This window comes from Streptomyces sp. B21-083 (assembly GCF_036898825.1).
Classification (GTDB): Bacteria; Actinomycetota; Actinomycetes; order Streptomycetales; family Streptomycetaceae; genus Streptomyces.
Genome location: NZ_JARUND010000001.1, coordinates 509,464 through 530,446, shown reverse-complemented (window position 1 = coordinate 530,446; position 20,983 = coordinate 509,464). Strand labels below are relative to the sequence as shown.

Below are 20,983 nucleotides of genomic sequence, written 5' to 3'. Positions count from 1 at the left end.
GTGATGGGAGGGTTTTACCGACACGGAATCTTTGCGCAGGGCCGGCGCTCAGGGCACCTGTACCGGTGTGGTCTCCAGGAGTTCGCCGGCCATCCGGCGGGCGGGGGCCTCCGTCTGTCGCGCGATGCGGTGGAAGGTCTCCTGGGCCGCGCGGGCCGGCCAGTCGGCAGGCAGGTGTCCGGCGGGCAGTCTCGGGTCCGTGCGGATGGTGTCCAGCCATTCGCTGATCACGCGCAGCCGGACACCGAGCGGGTCGTCGGCGCCGGTGCCGGGCCAGCCGGACCAGCGCTGCTCGAAGTCGGCGTACCGGGCACCCACGCCGGCCAGGTCCCAGGTGTCACGGATCATCAGGCCGATGTCGGTGGCGTCGTCGGCCCTGGCATGGAAGATCTTGACGTGGGCGGCCAGGCCGAGTTCGGAGACGAGCGCGGAGGCGTCGATGTCACCGGGCGCGATCCACAGCCCGCTGTACAGGGCGCCGAAGCCCGACCAGGTGAGCCGGGAGCGCAGATCGTGCCGCTGACGCTGCCAGGATTCGGGGAGCGAGAAGCCGAGCAGTGTCCAGGTGCCGTCCCAGTCGTCGTTGACGGCGCCGGTCTGCCAGAGGCGCCGTTTGCCGTCCATGAGGATCTCGGCCGTCTGCGCGGTCAGGCCGAAGTACATCCTGCGCCCATGGCGCTGACGCTGCAGCAGGCCCCGGTTGACCATGCGGGTGAGGGTGGACCTGACGGCGTGTTCCCCGACTCCGGCGCGGGCGAGCACGTCGATGATGCTGCCCGAGTACACATGTCCGAGCCCCTCCTCCAGAACGTAGCTGCCGAACAGGGCGAACATGAGCGACTGGGGGCGCGGCTGCGGTCCGGCGGGGGTTCCCTCGGCGGCCTGGGTGATCTCGTCGTGCACGTCGGAAAGGGTACGGCCGCCCGGCGGATCCCCGGCATCAGGGGGGACGGTCGAGGTCACGGACATGTTCGGGCCGACGGGGCCGCGGATTCTCATGCGGGGCTGCACAGACAGAACTCCCTTTCGGCTGAGCCTCGTTGGCGAAGCCGCGCCCGTCGAAGTTGTCGGGGCCTCTCTTGTCCTGGGTGCTGACAGCGCGAACATAGGTGTGTACATTGCGGCCGTCAAGAAAGTGCACAACATTTGGGTCGCAGGTCCGCGCGACTCCTTCCGTCACTTCGGGGCGTCCCCTCCCCGTTCACCGTTGACTTCGTCAGGAGAGGCCCATGCAGAGGCGTGTTCTCGGGCTTGCGGCAGTAGTGATCACGGTCGTCGGCGCGGCCGGATGCGGGTCCTCGGACCCGGCAGGAAGTGGTTCGTCGTCCTCGGACGGCGCCGGGACCACGAAGGTCAAGGTCGGCATCATCCCCATCATCGACGTGGCCCCGCTCTACCTGGGCCAGAAGAAGGGGTTCTTCGGCAGCCGGGGCATCGAACTGGAGATGGTGCCCGCCCAGGGCGGTGCGGCGATCATCCCCGGCGTGGTGAGTGATCAGTTCCAGTTCGGGTTCAGCAACACCACGTCGCTGATGATCGCCCAGGTCAAGGGCGTACCCATCAAGTCCGTGGCCAACGGCGCGGCCTCCAACGGCAAGGTCGGGGCGGACGTCACCGGTGTCGCCGTCAAGAAGGACAGCTCGATCAAGTCGGCCAAGGACCTCGCCGGGCACACCGTGGCCGTCAACACCCTGCAGAACATCGGGTCCACCACGGTGCGCGAGTCGGTGCGGCTGGCCGGCGGGGACCCGTCGAAGGTCACGTTCGTCGAACTGCCATTCGATCAAATGCCGGCCGCGCTGGACGGTGGGCGGGTGGACGCCGCCTGGATGGGCGATCCCGCGATGACGATCGCCAAGGCGCAGGGTGCCCGTGTAGTGGCCTCGCCGTTCGCCGAGACGGACCCCAAGCTCACCGTGGCGACGTACTTCACCTCGACCCGGATCGCGAAGGAGAAGCCCGACCTGGTCAAGAAGTTCGCCGCGGCCATGAGCGAGTCGCTCCAGTACGCCACCGACCACCCGGACGAGGCACGCCAGATCCTCACCACGTACACGAAGATCGGCGGCGATGTCCTGAACAAGCTCACGCTGCCCGACTGGCCGACGGAGATCGACATGGCCTCGCTGCGGAAGCTGGCCTCACTCGGGGAGACGGACGGCCTCTTCGACGGCAAGAAGCCTGACCTGAACGCCCTGTTCTCATGACCCGCGTCGCCGCCACCGCCGACGCGGCGGGCCCTGCCGGGACCTCCGCGCGGCGGCTGCCGGAGCGGGCCGTCGCCCCGCTGCGCGGCCTTGCCGGACTCGCCGGGCTCGTCGCGGTGATCGAGGTACTGCCGCACACCGGCCTGGTGTCCGCCGACTATCTGCCACCGGCCTCGGTGACCGTCCGCGCACTGTGGCACCTGCTCGCCGAACAGACGTTCTGGACCGCGCTCGGTGACACCCTCACCGGCTGGGGCCTGGGCCTGGCCATCTCCGTCGTGGCGGGCGTGGCGGCCGGACTCGCCATCGGCTCCGTACCCGCACTGCGCGCGGTCACCGCGTCCACCATCGAGTTCCTGCGCCCCATCCCGTCCGTCGCCCTGATCCCCGTCGCAGTCCTGCTCTACGGCGCCGACCTCAGGTCCAAGCTGCTGCTCGTCGTGTACGCCGCCTTCTGGCAGGTGATCGTCCAGGTCCTGGCCGGCATCCAGGACGTCGACCCGGTCGCCGACGACACCGCCCGCAGCTATCAGCTCGGCACCTGGGGACGGCTGCGCCACGTCATGTGGCCCACCGCCCTCCCGTACGTGATGACAGGCGTACGGCTGGCCGCCACCGTGGCGCTCATCCTCGCCGTCACCGCCGAACTCGTCATCGGCGCACCCGGCCTCGGCCGCGAGATCGCCGTCGCCCAGTCGTCCGGCGCCGTGCCGCAGGTCTACGCCCTGGTTCTGGTCACGGGGCTGCTCGGTGTCGCCGTCAACCTGGTGGCGCGAGCGGTCGAACGACGGGCGCTGCACTGGCACCAGTCCGTACGCACGGAGGCGGCCGGATGAGCGTCCTCACCGTCCTGCGGCGCGTCCTGCTTCTGCTGGGGCTGCCCGCCGTCCTCTTCGCCGTGTGGTGGTACGCCACCGCCGACAGCACCGACTTCTACGTGCCGCCGCTGTCCACCATCCTGGAAGCCTTCGGGAAGGTCTGGACAGGGGAGCGGCTGCTGTCCGACGTCGTCCCGAGTCTGCTGCGCCTCACGGCCGGCTACCTCATAGCCGTGGCGGCCGGAGTGGGGCTCGGCCTGCTGGTCGGTATGCGACGGGCCGTACGGGACGTCCTGGAACCGGTCCTCGAACTCTTCCGGGCCATCCCGCCGCCCGTACTCGTGCCGGTGATCATGCTGTTCGCGGGCATCGGCGACACCATGAAGGTGATCGTCATCGTCAGCGGCTGCGTGTGGCCGATCCTGCTCAACACCGTCGAAGGCGTTCGCGCCGTGGACGACGTGCTCAGCGACACCTGCCGGTCCTACGGCATCACCGGCGCCGCCCGTCTGCGGCATCTGGTGCTCCGCGCGGCGAGCCCGCAGATCGTGACGGGCATGCGCCAGGCGCTGTCGATCGGGATCATCCTCATGGTCATCAGCGAGATGTTCGCCGCCAGCAACGGCCTCGGCTTCACGATCGTGCAGTTCCAACGCTCGTTCGCCATCCCTGAGATGTGGAGCGGCGTCCTGCTGCTCGGCATCCTCGGCTTCCTTCTGTCCCTGCTCTTCCGGATCGCCGAGAACCGGGTCCTGGCCTGGTACCACGGCCTGCGCCGCGCCCGGCGCAACCCCTGAAACGGAGCCGTCGATGCTCGACGTACGCAACCTGCGGAAGATCTACACCGGACGGAACCGCAACGTCGAAGCCGTGCGGAACCTGACGTTCCATATCGATGCCGGTGAACTCGTCTGCCTGGTCGGCCCCTCGGGATGCGGCAAGACCACGCTGCTGAAGTGCATGGCGGGGCTGCTCGACCCCACCGACGGCGAAGTACTCCTGGACGGACGCCCGGTCGTGGGGCCCCCGCCCGGGATGGCGGTCGTCTTCCAGGAGTACGGCCGCTCCCTGTTCGCCTGGATGAACGTCCGCGACAACGTCGCTCTGCCCCTGCGCCGCAAGAAGCTCGGCAAGGCGCGGACCCGGGAACTGGTGGACCACGCGCTGGAGGTGGTCGGCCTGGCCGACGCCCACCAGGCCTACCCCTGGCAGCTGTCGGGCGGTATGCAGCAGCGCGTCGCCATCGCCCGCGCCGTCGCCTTCGAACCGAAGGTCCTGCTCATGGACGAGCCCTTCGCGGCCGTCGACGCCCAGACCCGCGCCGAACTCGAGGACCTCATCCGGCACTTGTGGCGGGAACTCGGCGTCACGGTCCTGTTCGTCACCCACGACATCGACGAAGCCGTCTACCTCGGGCAGCGCACCGTCATCCTGTCCGCGTCACCGACCGTCGTCCAGGAGGACGTCACCATCGATCTCCCCGACGAACGCGACCAGTTGCACACCCGCTCCAGCCCCCGCTTCGCCGAACTGCGCGCCCATGTCTACGGACAGATCCAGCTGGCGAAGCACCCGAACGGCGACCCGGTCACCCAGGCCGCCGACCGGATATCTGAGCCCGCGCTGCCCAAAACCGTCCGCTGACCGGCAGTTGCCGTGGACCTGTTCTCGCGGCCGACCGCCGTCCGTCACCTTTGATGCTCCAGTTGGGGCGCGGGCGACCTGGCCAGGTGCGCGGCGACGGTCATGACGACGACGGAGACCAGGACGAGGCCGGCGCCGACGTAGAGCGGCGCCGTGTAGCCGAGGCCGGCGCTGATGGCCAGGCCGCCGAGCCAGGCGCCGAGGGCATTGCCGACGTTGGACGCCGACACGTTGGCGCCGGCGGCCAGTGCCGCTCCATGGGCGTGGTCGGTGACGCGGGTGATCATGCCGGGCACGCTGGCGAACCCGGTGACTCCCATCAGGAACACCAGTACCACTGACGCGGCGGCGCTGGTGGCCAGCAGACCGAACAGGGCCAGGACGACGGTGAGTCCGAGCAGGGACAGGACCAGCGTGCGGTCGCGGTCCCGGTCGGCTGCCCGCCCGCCGACCAGGTTGCCGACGACCAGTCCGACGCCGTACACCATCAGCAGCCAGGCGACGTCCGACGACGAGAAGCCGCCGACCTCGGTGAACGTGTAGGCGATGTAGGTGAACGCGCCGAACATCCCGCCGTAGCCGAGCGCGGTGGCCGTCAGCGTGAGCCAGACCTGCCAGGAGCGGAACGCACGGAACTGGGCCCGCAGGCTGCCGGGAGGCGCCGGCTCCCCGCGGCCCGTCACCCCCGACGGCCGGGTCTCTCCGGCCGCGCCGGGGACTAGGGCGGCGATTCCCGCCAGCGCGAGCAGGCCGATCGCGGTGACCGCCCAGAAGGCCGCCCGCCAGCCCCAGCGTTCACCGACGAGGGCGCCGAACGGCACGCCCAGCACGTTCGCCACCGTCAGCCCGGCGAACATGACCGCCACCGCCCGGGACTTCCTCTCCGGCGCGACCAGACCGCGCGCGACCAGCGAGCCGATACCGAAGAACGAACCGTGGCACAACGCGGCGACGATCCGCCCGAACATCATCACCTCGTAGGTGGGCGCCACCGCGGAGAGCAGGTTGCCGATGACGAACAGCGCCACCAGGCCGACCAGCACCTGCTTGCGGGGCAACCGGGCCGTCGCCGCGGTCAGCGCGATCGCGCCGACCGCGACGCTGATCGCGTACCCGGAGATCAGCCGGCCGGCGACAGCTTCGGACACGTCGAAACTCGACGCGACCTGCGGCAGCAGCCCGGCGATCAGGAACTCGGTCAGCCCGATCCCGAAACCGCCCAGGGCCAACGCGATCAGTCCGCTCGGCATCCGTGGCATCTCCCCACCCTCACCCCCGGCGGCGGACCCGTCCATGGACAAAGATCGACGACGCTTGGACGGAGCGTGGCCCCTTTTGCCGACCAGTCGTGTTCAGCCCGCGGCGACACGGGCGTTGACCCGCCGCATCCAGTCGCGGTCGGTGTGCCACATGGGGTGGTGCGGGGCCGCGTTGGAGGTCAGGACGACGCCGTGGAAACCGGCGGCGACGCAGCGGTCGACGACGAACTCCGCGAGGACCGGCTCTTCGTCACCACGGCCAGGTACGGGGTGCCGAACCCGACCCCGGCCTCGGGGTCGGTGCTCACGGTTCCCGTGGCGGTCCGGGGGACGGCGGCCTGTTCCTGGAGAGGAGAGCCCCGTCGAAGCTGAGCCGACCCCCACCCCCTGACACTCACCGCCCGTCGGCCGGCCGCGCCGGTGACCTCATCGGCGTCAGGACGTCGTGCCGTGCGGCTCCCGGACGACGGCGACGCCTCCAGCGGGGACGGTGACGGTACCTGTCACCTGAACACCCGTGAGGAGTTCCACCCCCTCGGCGGCGACTTCGGCTCCCTTTCCGGCGTGGTCGACGAGGAACAGGAAGTCGGCCTCCGTGCCGCGCCGCCGGACGACCTCGATTCCGGCGGGCGCCTCGTGTTCGGCGACCACACCGGCCTCCTCTCGGATGCGGTGCAGCAGGGCGGCGAGTGTGTCCTGGTCGGGGTGGGTGGCCACATACCAGGCGGTGCCTGTGCCGTACTCGTGGCGGGTGACGGCGGGCAGACCGGCCAGCGGGCCGTCGGCGTAGGAGACGACCTCCAGCGCGCCGGTCAGTCGGATCCGCTCCGACCACAGGTCGGCCGTGGCACCCGGAGGTACTTCACCGGCCAGCCCCGTCCTGTCTCCAGGCAGCAGCGGGAAGAGCTCGTCGGTGTGCACGCCGAGGAGCTCACGGAACGCGCCGGGGTACCCACCGAGGAACACATGCCCGTTCTCGTCGACCATGCCGCTGTGGAAGCCGACGGCGAGAGTCCCGCCGCTCTCCGCGAACCGGGCGAGGTTCGCCGCGGCTGTCTCCGTCACCAGGTACAGGGACGGGACCAGGACGAGGGCGTAACGGTCCAGATCGGGGTCGTCGGGGCGCACGAAGTCGACGGCGACACCCGCCCGCCACAGGGGCGTGTACCAGTCACGCACCAGGTCCTGGTAGCGCAGCTCGCCGCTGGGCTGGGCAGGGAGTTCCAGGGCCCAGCGGGCGTCCCAGTCCCACACGATCGCCACCCGCGCCGTGACGGTGGAGTCCCGTACCTCGGCCAACGCCCTCAGATCGGAGCCGAGTTGAACGACGTCCTGCCAGACGGTGCTGTCGGTGCCGGCGTGCGGAAGCATCGCCGAGTGCCACTGTTCGGCGCCCGCCTTCGCGGCCCGCCACTGGAAGAAGGCGATGCCGTCGGCGCCACGCGCCACGTGCGCGAGAGCGTTGCGCCGCATCTCTCCCGGGCCCTTGGCCCGGTTGACCGGCTGCCAGTTGACGGCACCCGTCGAGTGCTCCATGAGGAACCACGGGCCGCCCGCGAGAGATCTCATGAGATCGCCGCTGAGGGCGATGTCCAGCTCCGCCTCGGGGTCGTCGGACATCAGGTAGTGGTCGTTGGAGAGGATGTCCAACTCCGGGGCCCAGCGCCAGTAGTCGAGGGCGTCGAAGGTGCGCAGGACCATGAAGTTGGTCGTCGCGGGGAGGTTCGGCGCCGCCCGGAGCAGTACCTCGCGCTCCGCGGTGCACAGCGACAGCAACTCGTCGCTGCAGAAGCGGCGCCAGTCGAGTTGGTGGGTGGGGTTGGGGACCGCGGCGGTCGCGCGGGGTGGGATGATCTCGGCCCAGTCGTAGTACCACTGGCTCCAGAAGGTGGTGCCCCAGGCGTTGTTGAGGGCGTCGAGGTCGTCGTCGTAGCGGGCGCGCAGCCAGGTGCGGAAGGATTCGGCGCTTTCGTCGCAGTAGCAGGCGGGGTTGTGGCAGCCGTATTCGTTGTGGACGTGCCACATGGCGACTGCCGGGTGGTCCGCGTAACGCTCCGCCAGCGCGCCCGCGATGCGTAGTGCGGCCTCGCGGTAGGCGGGGCTGGAGGGGCAGAACGTCTGGCGGCTGCCGTACGAGAGTCGTCGTCCGTCCTTGTCGACGGGGAGTGCGTCGGGGTGGGCGCGGAAGAACCAGGCCGGCGGGGCCGCGGTGGGTGTGGCGAGGTCGGCGGCGATGCCGTTGTCGTGGAGGAGGGCGAGGAGGCGGTCCATGCGGGCGAAGTCGTAGACGCCCTCGGCCGGTTCGAGCAGTGCCCAGGAGAAGATGCCGACGCTGACCATGGTGACCCCGGCCTCGTGCATGAGGCGCATGTCCTCGGCCCAGACCTCCTCGGGCCACTGCTCGGGGTTGTAGTCACCTCCGTAGACGATGCCGGGAACGCGAAGAGGGCGTGCGGTACTCATGGGTGGGGCTCCGGGAGATCGAGGATGGGGGGTGGGGGCGCGTCCGGGGCGGTCAGCCCTTGTTGGCGCCCAGGGTCAGGCCGCTGACGAACTGGCGCTGGAGCGCGAAGTACACGATCAGGGTGGGGATCGCGGTCAACAGGGCACCTGCGGCGACCAGGTTGGGGTCGGTGAAGTACTGGCCGGAGAGGTTGTTGAGGGCCGAGGTGATCGGCATGTTCTCGCCGGTGGAGATCAGCACGATCGCCCAGAAGAAGTCGTTGTAGATCCAGATGGAGAGCAGAGTGCCCAGGGCCGCCATCGCCGGCTTGCACAGCGGCAGGACGATCTGCCAGTACAGGCGCCAGACGGAGGCGCCGTCGACGAGAGCGGCCTCGGTCAGCTCGTGCGGGAGCGAGCGCATGTAGTTGGCCAGCACGAACGCGCAGAACCCGGACTGGAACGCCACATGAATGAGGACGAGGCCGAGCGCGGAGTCGTACAGCTTGCCCGAGGCGGTGATCCCGGGCAGGTCGATGAGCAGGTACATGCGGTACAGCGGGGTGATGATGACCTGCTGGGGAAGCAGGTTGCCGGCCGTGAAGACCAGCAGCAGGAACAGGTTGATCCGGAAGTCGAAGCGGCTGACGTAGAACGCCACGCAGGACGACAGGAAGAGGGTCAGCAGCACCGCCGGTACGGCGATGATCAGCGTGTTCCCGAAGTAGTGCAGCATGTCCGACTGCTGATACGCGTTGGTGAAGTTGGCGAAGCTCAGCTTGTCGGGCCACGAGACGTAGCCCTTCTTGCTGGTCTCGGCGTACGGGCGCAGTGCCGCGAACAGTGCCCACAGCAAAGGTGCCAGCCAGGCAAGGGACGTGACGACGAGGAAGGTGTGCAGCAGGACCCGGCTGGGGCGGACGGGTGTGCGCTGCTTCAGCGACAGGGTGGTGCTCATGCGCTCCGCTCCTTCCGGAAGGTCGAGATCAGATACGGGATGATCACGGCGAGGGAGATCACCAGGAGGACGACGGCGATCGCCGAGCCGTATCCGATGCGGCTGGACTCGCCGATGATGTTGTTGGTGACCAGGATCGACAGCAGTTCTGTGCCCTGGGCGCCCTTGTTGAAGACGAAGACCAGGTCGAAGGCGCGCAGGGCCTCGATGATCGTGACGACCAGGACGACCGTGTTGGTGGGGCGCAGGGTGGGGAAGATGACGTTCTTGAACGTCTGCCACTCGTTGGCGCCGTCCAGCGAGGAGGCCTCGCGCAGGGACGGGTCCACCCCCTTCAGACCGGCCAGGTAGAGGATCATCATGTAGCCGGTGTGCCGCCAGCAGGCGGCCACCAGGACGGCCCACAGGTTGAGGTTGGGGTCGCCGATCCAGTCGATGTAGTGGCCGGGCTTGTTGGCGCCGATCAGGCTGTTGATCAGGCCCGTGTCCGGGTTGTAGACCAGCTGCCAGACAAAACCGGTCACCGCCAGCGAGACGACGACCGGGAGGAAGAACGCCGTCTGGTAGACCCGGCTGAACCGGATGTTCTTGTCCAGCTGGACCGCGAGAAGCAGCCCGAACGGGGTCGGGATCAGGATGAGGACGACGAACCAGATGATGTTGTGCTGGACGGCCGGCCAGAACTGCGGGTTGCTGTCGAAGAGTTCGCGGAAGTTCTGCAGCCCGACCCACTTGATGGAGTCGAAGCCGATGCCGTCCCAGGTGGTGAAGGCCAGCGCGATGGAGGCGAGGGCGGTGACCCAGACGAGGGCCACGTGCAGGATCGTCGGCACACCGGCCATCAGGCCGAGGGTGAGCCGGTCGCGGCGGGTCAGCAGGCGCCGGTGGCCCTGCGGAACCCGCTTTTTCGAGGGCACGCCCCGGGGCGGCTCGGCGGCCGCCTCCGGGGACTTCGTGAGGATGTCGATACTCATGAGGAGGCGAAGATCGTCTTCTTCTGGCGTTCGATGGACGAGAGCAGGCTGTCGATGTCCTTGGGGTCGCGGACGAACTTCTGCAGCGCGGGCTGCATGACCGTGGAGGTGAAGTCCGGGCGGCTGTCGCGGTCCATGAACTGGGTGAGGTGCTTCGCCTGCGCGATCATGTCGTAGCCCTTCTTCTGAAGGGTGCTGTAGGTGGAGGTGTCGGCCTTCGTGGAGGCCGCGATGAGGCTCGGGTCGGCCTTGAGGTAGATCTCCTCGGCCTCCGGAGTGCCCAGGAACTCGAGCAGTTTGACGGAGCCGGCGTGGTTCTTGGGCTTCTTGCTGAGCATGATGCCGTCGGTCGGCGCCTCCACGGTGTCCTGCCCGTACGCCGGGTCGATCTCGGGGAAGGCGAAGAAGTCGAGGTCGTCCAGGTCGGCCTTGTCGGTGAACTGCTGGGCCACGAACATGCCGAGCATGTACATGCCCGCCTTCTTGGCGACCAGCGTCTGGGCCGCGTCCTGCCAGGTACGGCCGACCGCGCCCTCCTGGTGGTAGGGGAGGGTCTCGGCCCAGGTGTCGAAGGTCTTGCGGACCTTCGCGTCGGTCCAGGATGCCTTGCCCGCCATCAGTTCGACGTGGAAGTCGTAGCCGTTGAGGCGGAAGTTGATCTGGTCGAAGGAGCCCATCGCCGGCCACGCGTCCTTGTCGCCGAAGGCGATCGGGACCAGGCCGTCCTTCTTCATCTGCTTGCACAGGGCGACGTACGCGTCCCACGTGGTGGGGACCTCGTAGCCGTACTGCCGGAAGACGCTCTTGCGGTAGAAGACCGCCCACGGGGACGTGGTCAGCGGCACCATGTAGTACTTGCCGTCCTGACCCTTGCTCAGGTCGTGCATGGCGCTGGGGAAGTTGCCGCCGATCGTCTTCCACACGTCGTCGATCGGGCTGGCCAGTCCCTTGCCCGCGAAGAACTGCATCCGGTAACCCGCGAACCACTGGAACACGTCGTCCGGCGTGCCCTGCAGGTAGGAGTTGATCTGCTCCTGGAACGTGCCGTGGTCCTTGATGTTGAGGTCGACCTTGATCCCGGACCGCTTCGTGAAGGCCGCGTAGACGTCGCCGTACGCCTTCTTCGGAACGGCGTCGGACGCGTTGGAGCCGACGGTGACGGTCTTGGAGTCGGTCCCGGAACCACTGCCGGCGCACGCGGAGAGCAGCGGGACACCGGCACCGAGCAGTGCGGCTCCGCTGAGTCCGCGCAGCACGGTGCGGCGGCTGGTGCCGGACATGGGTTGACCGAGGGAGGAATGACGCATTTCGGCTCCTGAAGGGCTGTCATGACCCGGGCGTGGCGCAGCGGCTCAAGGGGGCATGACGGGAGGCGGTCGGCGATACGACCAGAAACGAACGCGATCGGACAGATTCGATCGGCTGACGCGGTGAAGAGTGAACTTTCCGAGGGCCCGCTGTCAAGACTCTGAGGGAACCCGCCTGGTGGATCGTCCGTTCTGTATCGATTCGGTCCTTCGGTGCAGGAAATCCCGCACATCCTCTTGACGGGTGACCCTATGGCTGCGTAGACATGACCGCGCGGTCAGTGACCGCGCGGTCATACGGTTGACCTGGTTCGATACACACGGCCATCGGGAGTTCTCATGACACGAGTGGTGGGGCGGAACGCGGGGTCCCCCGCCCCGCGCAGCGTGGACGTGGCCCATGAGGCCGGCGTTTCACGCAAGACGGTGTCGCGGGTCCTCAACAACGAGCCGTATGTCTCCGACGAGGTCCGCCAACGCGTCCTGGAGGCGGCCGAGAAGCTCGGGTACCGGCTGAACCACGCGGCCAGGGCACTGGCCTCTGGGCGAAGCCGTTCCATCGGTGTCGTCGCCCTCGGGACAGCCGGGTACGGAACCGCCATGCTCCTCGTGGGTGTGGAGAAGGCCGTACGGGACGCCGGTTACGCACTGCGCGTGGTCAACACGGCGGACGGCGACCCCGAAGGCATCGCCGGCGCGGTGCTGTCGCTCCTGGATCAGGGAGTTGACGGCATCGTCGTCTCCGAGCCCATCGTGGAAGGAGAGGTCTCCGTCAGGATCGACGTACCGGTCCTCTTCCTGGGCGCGCCGCCGGCCTTCACCTCCGCTCGGACCCTGAGCGTGGGTGTGGGCGCCTTCGAGCTGGCGAGCGCGGCCACCGATCACCTGCTGGATCTGGGGCACACGACCGTGCACCATCTCGCGGGCCCGCGACGCTGGTACGCCTCGAAGGACCGTATCGACGGCTGGCGTGCGGCACTGGCGGCACGGGGCGCCCCCGAAACTCCCGTGCTCGACGGCGACTGGTCACCCGAATCCGGTTTCGCCGCAGGCCGTGAACTGGCCGAGGACCCTTCCGTGACCGCCGTTTTCGTGGCGGGCGACGAGATGGCCATCGGCCTGATCCACGCCCTGCGCGAGGCGGGCCGCCGGGTACCGGAGGACATCAGCGTGGTCGGCTTCGACGGCAACCCCGTCTTCGCCTACGTCACCCCTCCGCTCACCACGGCCCGGCAGCCCTTCGACGCCGCCGCAAGGGAAGGGATCAGGCTGCTCGTGCACGCCATCGAGGAGCCGGAGACCGACCTCCCCGCGGCGAGCGAGCCGCCGGTCGAACTCGTCGTCCGTGGCTCGACGGCGCCCCCGCCCTCCCACCAGAGGTAGCCGGTGCTCCACACCATCCGCACCATCTGAACCACCATCTCGGCCACGTGTGGAACAGGACCCACATGTGAGCCCCACCTCCGTCTCCGAGGACCCTCGTTCCGAGAGGCCCGCCGGAGCCGTTGTCGCCACGACGTCGGCCGCTGTCAGGACCGGCCGGCGTCACCCGTCCCTGACTCCGCCGTTCCATGCCGGGCTCGATCCGGCGGGCGGCGGGCACGGACACACCTCACACCCCTCATCCCTTCCCCCGGGAGCCGCAATGTCCGCTGCCCAGACAGGCGCCAGATCCGGCGTCGCTCAGCAGTCCCGTCCCCTCTTCCTCCTGACGGCCGTCCTCGCCCTGCTCGCCGCGGTGGCGACGCTGCTGCTGCCCGCGGCGGGCCGGGCCGACGCCCTGACCCGTCCGTCGCAGACGATGTACACGCCGCCGTCGAACGCTCCCTCGCCCGGGTCGTTCTACCCGCGAGAACTGCGTCTGCAGCACAACGGCTCGGCCAACGGCACGCTGCTGTCGACGTTCGAGCAGTACACCACCGGCACACCGGTCTTCCCGATCTATCGCAGCACCGACAACGGCAACGCCTGGACGAAGATCTCCGAGGTCGCCGACACCCAGAACGGCTGGGGCATGCGCTGGGAGCCCGAGCTGTTCGAGCTCCCCGCAGCGCTGGGTGACTTCCCGGCAGGCACGATCCTTGCCGCCGGAGCGTCCGTCCCCGCCGACCGTTCCGCCATCAAGATCGATGTCTACGCCAGCACGGACCGCGGCCAGACCTGGACCTTCGTCAGCAACATCGCCACCGGGGGTTCGGCCTTCGACACGAACGGCAACGGCAACACCCCCGTGTGGGAGCCGTTCTTCCTCTACGCCAACGGCAAGCTGATCGTCTACTACTCCGACCAGCGCGACTCCGCCTACGGCCAGAAGGTCGTGCACCAGGTCTCCACGGACGGCCGCACCTGGGGCCCTGTGGTGAACGACGTGGCGATGCCCACCTACAGCCAGCGCCCGGGCATGCCCACCGTCGCCAAGCTGCCCAACGGCAACTACGTCATGACGTACGAGTACGGCGGCTCAGCCGCAGGCAACTTCGCCGTCTACTACAAGATCTCCGCCGACCCGGAGGCGTTCGACTCCGTCACGGGCATTCCCCTGCGTGCCACGGACGGCACGGTCCCCACCAGCACCCCTTACATCACCTGGCTGCCCACCGGCGGGCCCAACGGCACCCTCGTCGTCAGCGCCTACAGCACGGGGGATCTGTTCCTCAACACCGCGGGCGGCGCCGCCGACACCTGGACGCGCATCAACTCCGTAGTCGTCGGCGGCTACAGCCGAGGCCTGCTGCCGCTGTCCGACGGCCACAGCCTGCTGGTGCTCAGCGGGGGAAGCGGCGGCAGCAACGTCCGTAACCCCGTCACGTACGCCACCATCGACCTGGGCGGCGGCATCTCGGACGGCGCCACCTACACGGTGTCGAACGCCGGCAGCGACCTCAGGCTGACCATCGCGGGCGGCACCACCGTCAACGGCACCGGCGCGACCCAGCAGACCACCACCAACGCCACCGACCAGCAGTGGCGCTTCGTGGCGCAGCCCTCCGGCTACTTCAAGATCTTCAACGTGGCCAGCGGCAAGGTCCTCGGCGTGGAGAACCAGTCCACCGCCAACGGCGCCAGGATTCTCCAGTGGGACGACAACGGCACCCTCGACCACGAATGGGCCGTCGCCCCGAACCCCGCCGGCGGCTACACGCTCACCAACCGCGTCACCGGCAAGTTGCTGGAGATCCCGAACGCCTCCAGCACCGTCGGTGCCACCGCCGGACAGTGGGGCGAGACCGGCTGCGCCTGCCAGCGCTGGAATCTGACGCAGACCGCTCTGCCGCCGCTGGGTACGGGGCAGTACATCCTCGTCAACAAGAACAGCGGAAAGTACCTCGACATCCCGGCCGGCTCCACCGCCACCGGTACGGCCGTGGGCCAGTGGGACAACTCCGCCTGTCTCTGCCAGCTGTTCACCTTCCAGTCGGCGAGCGGCGGAGCCTGGACCATCAGGAACGCCAACAGCAACCTCAACCTCGACATCCGTAGCGGTTCCACCAGCGCGGGAGCCGCCGTCGTCCAGAACACCCCCTCCGCCGCCAACTCGCAGAAGTGGACCCTCACCGACGCGGGCAACGGCTACTACAAGCTCAAGAACGTCAACAGCGGCCTCAACGCCGGCGTCGCCCAGTCCTCCACCAGCAACGGCGCAGGCGTCGTCCAGTGGACCGACGTGAACGTCGACGACCAGCTCTGGAAGATCGTCCGCATCAACTGAGAGGCTGTACGCCTGCTCCCCAGGGCCTTCCGCCGACTCGGGTTCGCGCCGCGACCCGAGTGCCGGGAGGCCCTGTGCTGCTGGGGTACGACGGCGAGAGTTTACCTGTCCGTTCAGCGGACCGGCATACGGCTCTCCGGGCTCGGCCCGCTTCTGCTGCCCGGCGCGGAAGCGGGACCGAGATGTTCCGGGAGCCCGAGATCGGTGATGACCGCCAGGGTCTGGGTCCCGGCGGCGGCGTGGATGTGAGCGGTGACGTGATGGACGTCGCCGAGACGGACGAGCCCGGCGGCCCCACTGCGGGGGTCGCCGGTGCGGTGGAACGGGTTCGTTCGTCTCGGGTCACGCTTCCTGGAGTACGGGGACAGGGAGTTCGCCGGAGCCCCGGACGATCAGACGGGTGGGGACGGTGGCGGTTCGGGCGCGGGTGCGGTCGCCGTCCAGCCGGGCCAGGGCGGTGGTCGCCGCCGCCCTGCCGAGTTCCTCCGCGTCCTGGGCGACGACCGTCAGAGCCGGCTCCAGAGCCTCGGCGAGCGCCACGTCGTCGAAGGCGACGACGGCGACGTCCTTGCGCTTGCTGCGGGCCAGTTCGGCGACCGTGCCCAGCGCCATGATGTTGTTGCCGGCGAACAGGGCGGTGGGAGGATCGGCGAGACCGAGGAGCTGGGCGGTCGCCGCCTCGGCGCCCTGCTGGTCATGGGCGTTGGTGACGAGCGAGCGGTCGTGGGGGATGCCGGCTTCCTGCAGTGCCGAGCGGTAGCCGGCCATACGTTCACGGCGCGTGTACAGGTTCAGGGGCAGGTCACCGACGAAGCCGATCCGCCTGTGACCGTGGGCGACGAGGTGGGCGACGCCGTCGTGGGCTCCGGCCCGGTTGGAGCTGACGATGCTGTCCGTGGCGAGTCCGACTCCGGGCCGGTCGAGGAAGATCACCGGCAGTCCCGCCGTACGGTGCGACTTGAGGTGGGAGTGATCGGCGCCGACGGACGGCACGACCATCAGGATGCTGACCCGGCGGGCCAGGAACTTGTCCGTCAGGGCGCGTTCGCGCTCGGGGTCGTCCGCGGAGGAGCCCATGAGCAGGGTCAGTCCGCGTTCGCGGACGGTGTCCTCTATGGCACGGGCAACGGCTCCGAAGAAGGGGTTGGCGAGGTCGGGAATGACCAGGCCGATGGTGGTGTCGGGGCCGCCGACGCGGATGTTGCGGGCCATCAGGTTCGGCTGGAAGCCGAGCTTGGCCACTGCGGCCAGTACCTGTTCCCTGGTCTGCGCGGAGGCGGGCCCGTCCTCGTTGAGGACTCGGGAGACCGTCTTGGCGCTGACGCCGACTTCGCGGGCGACGTCGGCCAGGGTGGGGCGGCGGTTCGCTGCCATGGAGGAAACCGTCTCCTGAGGGCTCTCGGTTGCCGCCGCGGCCTCGGCCGGCAACTGCGAGAGCGGGGTTGTTCTGTCAGGTGGCCTGGACTCCGGCGGCCTTCGCGGCCTCCGAATCCGCTACGACAGTATCTCCGGCCTCGTCGACGGTGAGTGCGCCGGTCATGATGGCGACGACCTCGGCCATGGAGTAGTCGGAGGGCTTGATCACAGCGGCGCGCCGGCCGAGTCGGTGTACGTGGATCCGGTCGGCGATCTCGAAGACGTGCGGCATGTTGTGGCTGATCAGAACGACCGGCATGCCCTTGTCCCGGACCCGGCGGATGAGGTCGAGAACCTGGCCGGACTCCTTGACGCCGAGGGCGGCGGTGGGTTCGTCCATGACGACGACGCTGCTGGCCCAGGCGACGGAACGGGCGACCGCCACGGCCTGCCGCTGGCCGCCCGAGAGCGTCTCCACCGACTGTGTCAGTGAACGCAGACCGATCTTCAGGTCGGCCATGTGCTCGGCGGCCTCCTGACGCATCCGCTTCTTGTCGAGCATGCGGAAGACACTGCCGAGGACGCCCGGGCGGCGCAGCTCCCGCCCGAGGAACACGTTCGAGGCGATGTCCATCGAGGCGGCCACCGCGAGGTCCTGATACACCGTCTCGATGCCGTGGGCGCGTGCGCTCTGGGGCCCGGAGAAGGTGATGGGTTCGCCGTTCAGCCGTATCTCGCCCGCGTCCGGCGTCACCGCGCCGGTCAGGGCCTTGATGAGGCTGGTCTTGCCCGCGCCGTTGTCGCCGATGACCGCGAGGACCTCGCCGGGGAGCAGATCGAAGTCGGCCCCGTCGATGGCGGTGACCTGGCCGTACCGCTTGACCAGACCGCGGGCCTGCAGCACGGGCGTGGGGGAGGAGGTGGCGGTCATCGGGCCTTCTTCCGGGAGAGCTGGTCGACGGTCACCGCGAGGATCACCAGGACCCCGGTGATCAGGGTCTGGTAGATGGAGGCGACGCCCATCAGCTGCAGGCCGTTGCGGAACACCCCGACGATGAGGACGCCGATGAAGGTGCCCAGCACCGAGCCGCGTCCGCCGAAGAGGCTGGTGCCGCCGAGGACCACGGCGGTGATGCTGTCGAGGTTGTCGGTCTGCCCGGCCTGCGGATCGCCCACACCGGTACGGGAGATGAGCAGAACCGCGGCGATGCCGTACAGCAGGCCGGCCACGGTGTAGATGCCGATGGTGAGGCGGGAGGTACGGATGCCGTTCAGCCGGGCGGCCTCGGCGCTGTTGCCCAGGGCGTAGACGTGACGGCCCCAGCCGGTGTTGCTCAGCGCGTAGGCGAGGAGGAGGAACAGGGCGATGGTGACGAGGGAGCCGTACGTGATGTCCGTGTGACCCATCGGGAAGGTCTCCCCGAGGGCGGTCAGCGGGCCGGGCAGGTTGGTGACCGTCTGCTCCGCGGAGTAGATGTGGGTCAGCGCGAACGCCACGTTGAGCATGCCGAGGGTGACGATGAACGGCGGCAGCGGGATCTTCTGCACCAGCAGCCCGTTGAGCAGCCCGAACCCACCGCAGACCACCAGACCCAGGGCGATGGCGAGAAGCGGGGGCAGGGAGCCCTCGGCGGCCATCTTGGCTATCACGATGCTGCCGAACGCCATCACGGCGCCGCACGACAGGTCGATGCCCGCGGTGAGGATGATCAGGGTCTGCCCGATGGCGAGGGTGCCCACGACCATGACCTGCTGCACGATCAGCGAGAAGTTCCCGCCGGTCAGGAACTGGTCGGTCGAGAAGGAGAAGAAGGCGCAGGCCAGGATGAGGGCGGCCAGGGGCCCGGTGGTCGGCGCCGTGAGCAGTCTGCGCGCCGTCGTCGGTGCTTTGAGTTCGGAGTACGGCGTGGTCGTGGCTGTCATGCGAAGTCCTTGTCGGAAGACAGATGTCCGTGTCGGCGGACGGGGGAACGAGGGGGGTCTGGCGAAGTCGGGTGGCGCGACAGCGCCCCCGACAGGGGCGCGGGGAACTGCGCGACCAGCCACACCGGGCCCGCAGCAAACACCGCGCCCCCAGCGGAGCGCCCCGCTCAGCCCCAGCAGTTCTCCAGGCCGTAGGCGGTGTCCTTCGACGCGACCCCGTCCTGAGCCTTGTCGCTGATCAGCGTGACGCCGGTGTCGGTGTACCCGGACGCCTTCTTGCCGTTCTTGGCGTACGTCACCACTGCCTTGACGCCCTCGGCGGCCATCTTCAGCGGGTACTGCTGCGAAGTCGCGGCGATCTTGCCGTCCTTGACGGCCTGGGTGCCGGTGCAGCCGCCGTCGACGGAGACGATCAGCACGTCCTTCTCCCGGCCCTTGGCCTTCAGCGCGGTGTACGCGCCCAGGGCCGCCGGCTCGTTGATGGTGTAGACGACGTTGATGTCAGGCTCCTTCTGGAGACAGTTCTCCATCGCCGTCTGACCCTTGGCCTGGTCACCGCCGGTGTCCTGGGCGCACGCGACGTCCTTCTCGGTGGCGCCGAAGCCCTTGAGGAAGCCGTCGTGCCGCTGAACGCCGACGGAGACGCCCGGCGCGAGGTCGAGCGCGGCTATCTTCGCCGTCTTGCCCTTCATCGCGGCCTTGGCGTACTCACCGATCAGCTCACCGGCCTTGAGGTTGTCGGTGGCGAAGAGGGCGTCGACCGCGCTCTGCGGCTCGGTCGGGGTGTCCAGGGCGATGACCAGAACGCCCTTGGCGCGGGCCTTCGCGATCGCGGGCACGATCGCCTTGGAGTCGCTCGGAGTGATCAAAATGCCCTTCACCCCGGCGGCGACCATGTTCTCGATGGCAGTGACCTGACCGGCGTTGTCCCCGTCGAACTTACCTGCAGCGGTGGACAGTTGGGCGCCGCTCTCCTTGGCGGCCTTCTCCGCGCCCTCCTTCATCTTCACGAAGAACGGGTTGGTGTCGGTCTTGGTGATCAGACCGACCTTGACCTCGCCCGAGCCGGAACTCGACGAGCCCGAACCGGAGCCGGATCCGCAGGCCGTCAGGGTCAGGGCCGCGACGCCGGTGACCGCGGCGGCTCGGAGGAGGGACGAGGACAGGCGAGTGGTGCGAGACATGATCGACTCCTGTGAGATAGCGGGCGGCACTGGGGTTGGGATCAGCGCATGCCGTCCGAGGTGTCATCGTTGACTTATGTCATCGTTGACACTGCCTGGCGAGGATGATGGACTCCGGATCCCGGCAACGTCAATGCCTTCCACCTGTCACAAATCGGCAACGCCCGTAGTCGTCGCCTCCGCCCGCCGGTCAGGACGAGAGTGAGCAGCCCATGAGTCCGCGTCAGATAACTGTTCTGGGAGAGTGCGTCGCGGACGCCTTCACCGAACCGACGGCAAGCCCCTCGAACGAACTCGCTCTGCGGGTGCTGCCGGGCGGCGGCCCCGCGAACACGGCGGTCGCCCTGGCCCGGCTCGGCACCCCGGCCCGCTTCCTGGCGCGCCTGTCCGGTGACGTGTTCGGCCGCCTGTTCCGGGCCCACCTGGAGGCGTCGGGCGTCGACCTGTCGTACGCCGTCGCGGCCGCCGAACCCAGCACACTGGCCGTGGCCGAGCTGGACGCCACCGGGCAGGCCACGTACTCGTTCCACGCGCAGAACACCGCCGACTGGCAGTGGGCCGCGGCGGAACTGGCAAGGGTGGATCTGTCCGAATCGGCCTGTGTCCACACCGGATCGCTGGCCCTGGTCAGTGAGCCCGGCGGGGCGGTGGTGGAGGAGTTCCTGGCGGCAGCGGCTCCCCAGGCCACCATCAGCATCGACCCCAACGTCAGGCCGCTGCTCGTGCACCCCGACGTCTACCGCGCCCGGCTGGCGCACTGGTGCGCTCTCGCCGACATCCTGCGCCTGAGCGAGGACGACCTGGAACTCCTCCTGCCGGGCACCGCGCCCGAGGAGGCGTGCGACACGTGGCATGCGGCGGGAGTGCGGCTCGTGGTGATCACACTCGGCGCCGGTGGCGCCCTGGCCTCGCTCGACGGCGAACGGGTGCGGGTGCCCGCGATCACCACGCGGGTCGTCGACACGGTCGGTGCGGGGGACTCCTTCACCGCAGGGCTGCTGCATCACCTCGGCGCCCGCGAACTCCTCGGTGGCCGACTGGCCGGCCTCCGTCTCGACGAGGTCGCGGAGGCCTGCCGCTTCGCCGCCGGGGTCGCGGCCCTGACCTGCTCGGTCGCCGGCCCGAATCCGCCGTGGCACGACCAGTTGGTACAGCTCGCGACAGTCGATCGTGTCTGACCGGCAGACGGGCCGCGCCGGGCA

The 20,983-nt window shown here is 68.9% G+C and carries 18 protein-coding genes; 8 read left to right on the top strand and 10 right to left on the bottom strand.

The features are described 5' to 3' along the window. Positions 1 to 48: 48 nt before the first annotated feature. Positions 49 to 903 carry a PaaX family transcriptional regulator gene (locus tag QA861_RS02415; protein WP_334586507.1) on the bottom strand — a complete coding sequence of 285 codons (855 nt, stop codon included), beginning with the start codon at positions 901 to 903 and terminating at the stop codon, positions 49 to 51. Positions 904 to 1,229: 326 nt separating this feature from the next. On the opposite strand from QA861_RS02415, the gene QA861_RS02410 reads away from it, so the two are divergent. Genes QA861_RS02410 through QA861_RS02395 form a run of 4 tightly spaced genes read left to right on the top strand, consistent with a single transcriptional unit; the run spans position 1,230 to position 4,669 of the window. After that, entirely contained in the window at positions 1,230 to 2,207 is a 978-nt protein-coding gene (locus QA861_RS02410) for an ABC transporter substrate-binding protein (protein ID WP_334586506.1), read from the top strand. Further along, positions 2,204 to 3,043 (top strand): ABC transporter permease, encoded by an 840-nt coding sequence (locus tag QA861_RS02405; RefSeq protein ID WP_334586505.1) that lies wholly within the window; start codon positions 2,204 to 2,206, stop codon positions 3,041 to 3,043. The genes QA861_RS02410 and QA861_RS02405 overlap by 4 nt, the downstream gene beginning before the upstream one ends. Beyond that, entirely contained in the window at positions 3,040 to 3,822 is a 783-nt protein-coding gene (locus QA861_RS02400; RefSeq protein WP_334586504.1) for an ABC transporter permease, read from the top strand. Before QA861_RS02405 ends, QA861_RS02400 begins: the two co-directional genes overlap by 4 nt. Positions 3,823 to 3,835: 13 nt before the next feature. Continuing rightward, positions 3,836 to 4,669 (top strand): ABC transporter ATP-binding protein, encoded by an 834-nt coding sequence (locus QA861_RS02395; RefSeq protein WP_334586503.1) that lies wholly within the window; start codon positions 3,836 to 3,838, stop codon positions 4,667 to 4,669. A gap of 44 nt (positions 4,670 to 4,713) precedes the next feature. Here QA861_RS02395 and QA861_RS02390 read toward each other — a convergent pair whose 3' ends face one another. Continuing rightward, complete coding sequence (locus QA861_RS02390) at positions 4,714 to 5,919, bottom strand: MFS transporter (RefSeq protein ID WP_334586502.1); 1,206 nt, start codon at positions 5,917 to 5,919, stop codon at positions 4,714 to 4,716. A gap of 201 nt (positions 5,920 to 6,120) precedes the next feature. On the opposite strand from QA861_RS02390, the gene QA861_RS02385 reads away from it, so the two are divergent. Then, entirely contained in the window at positions 6,121 to 6,300 is a 180-nt protein-coding gene (locus QA861_RS02385) for a hypothetical protein (protein ID WP_334586501.1), read from the top strand. A gap of 63 nt (positions 6,301 to 6,363) precedes the next feature. Here the strand turns inward: QA861_RS02385 and QA861_RS02380 are convergent, their stop codons facing one another. Genes QA861_RS02380 through QA861_RS02365 form a run of 4 tightly spaced genes read right to left on the bottom strand, consistent with a single transcriptional unit; the run spans position 6,364 to position 11,609 of the window. Next, a complete protein-coding gene (locus QA861_RS02380; RefSeq protein ID WP_334586500.1) occupies positions 6,364 to 8,391 on the bottom strand; it encodes a beta-galactosidase in 2,028 nt (675 codons plus the stop codon). Between the two features lie 52 nt (positions 8,392 to 8,443). Then, the gene (locus QA861_RS02375; RefSeq protein WP_334586499.1) at positions 8,444 to 9,328 is read right to left on the bottom strand and encodes a carbohydrate ABC transporter permease; all 885 of its coding nucleotides are present in this window, start codon (positions 9,326 to 9,328) and stop codon (positions 8,444 to 8,446) included. Further along, complete coding sequence (locus QA861_RS02370; protein ID WP_334586498.1) at positions 9,325 to 10,302, bottom strand: carbohydrate ABC transporter permease; 978 nt, start codon at positions 10,300 to 10,302, stop codon at positions 9,325 to 9,327. The genes QA861_RS02375 and QA861_RS02370 overlap by 4 nt, the downstream gene beginning before the upstream one ends. Next, positions 10,299 to 11,609: an ABC transporter substrate-binding protein gene (locus QA861_RS02365; protein WP_334586497.1), complete on the bottom strand. Its 1,311-nt coding sequence runs from the start codon at positions 11,607 to 11,609 to the stop codon at positions 10,299 to 10,301. Before QA861_RS02365 ends, QA861_RS02370 begins: the two co-directional genes overlap by 4 nt. A 339-nt stretch (positions 11,610 to 11,948) precedes the next feature. On the opposite strand from QA861_RS02365, the gene QA861_RS02360 reads away from it, so the two are divergent. Beyond that, positions 11,949 to 12,992: a LacI family DNA-binding transcriptional regulator gene (locus QA861_RS02360; protein ID WP_334586496.1), complete on the top strand. Its 1,044-nt coding sequence runs from the start codon at positions 11,949 to 11,951 to the stop codon at positions 12,990 to 12,992. Positions 12,993 to 13,254: 262 nt separating this feature from the next. Then, the gene (locus tag QA861_RS02355; RefSeq protein ID WP_334586495.1) at positions 13,255 to 15,318 is read left to right on the top strand and encodes an RICIN domain-containing protein; all 2,064 of its coding nucleotides are present in this window, start codon (positions 13,255 to 13,257) and stop codon (positions 15,316 to 15,318) included. A 342-nt stretch (positions 15,319 to 15,660) separates the two neighbouring features. On the opposite strand, the gene QA861_RS02350 is transcribed toward QA861_RS02355, so the two are convergent. The 4 genes from QA861_RS02350 to QA861_RS02335 form a co-directional block, all read right to left on the bottom strand. After that, the gene (locus QA861_RS02350) at positions 15,661 to 16,692 is read right to left on the bottom strand and encodes a LacI family DNA-binding transcriptional regulator (protein WP_334586494.1); all 1,032 of its coding nucleotides are present in this window, start codon (positions 16,690 to 16,692) and stop codon (positions 15,661 to 15,663) included. Positions 16,693 to 16,768: 76 nt separating this feature from the next. Further along, complete coding sequence (locus QA861_RS02345) at positions 16,769 to 17,605, bottom strand: ATP-binding cassette domain-containing protein (RefSeq protein WP_334586493.1); 837 nt, start codon at positions 17,603 to 17,605, stop codon at positions 16,769 to 16,771. Then, a complete protein-coding gene (locus tag QA861_RS02340) occupies positions 17,602 to 18,597 on the bottom strand; it encodes an ABC transporter permease (protein ID WP_334586491.1) in 996 nt (331 codons plus the stop codon). The genes QA861_RS02345 and QA861_RS02340 overlap by 4 nt, the downstream gene beginning before the upstream one ends. A 167-nt stretch (positions 18,598 to 18,764) precedes the next feature. Then, positions 18,765 to 19,781, bottom strand: coding sequence for a sugar ABC transporter substrate-binding protein (locus QA861_RS02335; protein WP_334586490.1), 1,017 nt, complete (start codon positions 19,779 to 19,781; stop codon positions 18,765 to 18,767). A 212-nt stretch (positions 19,782 to 19,993) separates the two neighbouring features. Between QA861_RS02335 and QA861_RS02330 the strand changes: the two genes are divergently transcribed. After that, positions 19,994 to 20,959: a carbohydrate kinase family protein gene (locus QA861_RS02330; protein ID WP_334586489.1), complete on the top strand. Its 966-nt coding sequence runs from the start codon at positions 19,994 to 19,996 to the stop codon at positions 20,957 to 20,959. Positions 20,960 to 20,983 lie beyond the last annotated feature (24 nt).

Excerpts from the sequence above, each read along its gene's own strand:
- QA861_RS02410 (WP_334586506.1), top strand. The coding sequence starts at position 1,230 with ATGCAGAGGCGTGTTCTCGGGCTTGCGGCAGTAGTGATCACGGTCGTC.
- QA861_RS02405 (WP_334586505.1), top strand. The coding sequence starts at position 2,204 with ATGACCCGCGTCGCCGCCACCGCCGACGCGGCGGGCCCTGCCGGGACC.
- QA861_RS02400 (WP_334586504.1), top strand. The coding sequence starts at position 3,040 with ATGAGCGTCCTCACCGTCCTGCGGCGCGTCCTGCTTCTGCTGGGGCTG.
- QA861_RS02395 (WP_334586503.1), top strand. The coding sequence starts at position 3,836 with ATGCTCGACGTACGCAACCTGCGGAAGATCTACACCGGACGGAACCGC.
- QA861_RS02390 (WP_334586502.1), bottom strand. The coding sequence starts at position 5,919 with ATGCCGAGCGGACTGATCGCGTTGGCCCTGGGCGGTTTCGGGATCGGG.
- QA861_RS02380 (WP_334586500.1), bottom strand. The coding sequence starts at position 8,391 with ATGAGTACCGCACGCCCTCTTCGCGTTCCCGGCATCGTCTACGGAGGT.
- QA861_RS02375 (WP_334586499.1), bottom strand. The coding sequence starts at position 9,328 with ATGAGCACCACCCTGTCGCTGAAGCAGCGCACACCCGTCCGCCCCAGC.
- QA861_RS02370 (WP_334586498.1), bottom strand. The coding sequence starts at position 10,302 with ATGAGTATCGACATCCTCACGAAGTCCCCGGAGGCGGCCGCCGAGCCG.
- QA861_RS02365 (WP_334586497.1), bottom strand. The coding sequence starts at position 11,609 with ATGCGTCATTCCTCCCTCGGTCAACCCATGTCCGGCACCAGCCGCCGC.
- QA861_RS02360 (WP_334586496.1), top strand. The coding sequence starts at position 11,949 with ATGACACGAGTGGTGGGGCGGAACGCGGGGTCCCCCGCCCCGCGCAGC.
- QA861_RS02355 (WP_334586495.1), top strand. The coding sequence starts at position 13,255 with ATGTCCGCTGCCCAGACAGGCGCCAGATCCGGCGTCGCTCAGCAGTCC.
- QA861_RS02350 (WP_334586494.1), bottom strand. The coding sequence starts at position 16,692 with ATGGCAGCGAACCGCCGCCCCACCCTGGCCGACGTCGCCCGCGAAGTC.
- QA861_RS02345 (WP_334586493.1), bottom strand. The coding sequence starts at position 17,605 with ATGACCGCCACCTCCTCCCCCACGCCCGTGCTGCAGGCCCGCGGTCTG.
- QA861_RS02340 (WP_334586491.1), bottom strand. The coding sequence starts at position 18,597 with ATGACAGCCACGACCACGCCGTACTCCGAACTCAAAGCACCGACGACG.
- QA861_RS02335 (WP_334586490.1), bottom strand. The coding sequence starts at position 19,781 with ATGTCTCGCACCACTCGCCTGTCCTCGTCCCTCCTCCGAGCCGCCGCG.
- QA861_RS02330 (WP_334586489.1), top strand. The coding sequence starts at position 19,994 with ATGAGTCCGCGTCAGATAACTGTTCTGGGAGAGTGCGTCGCGGACGCC.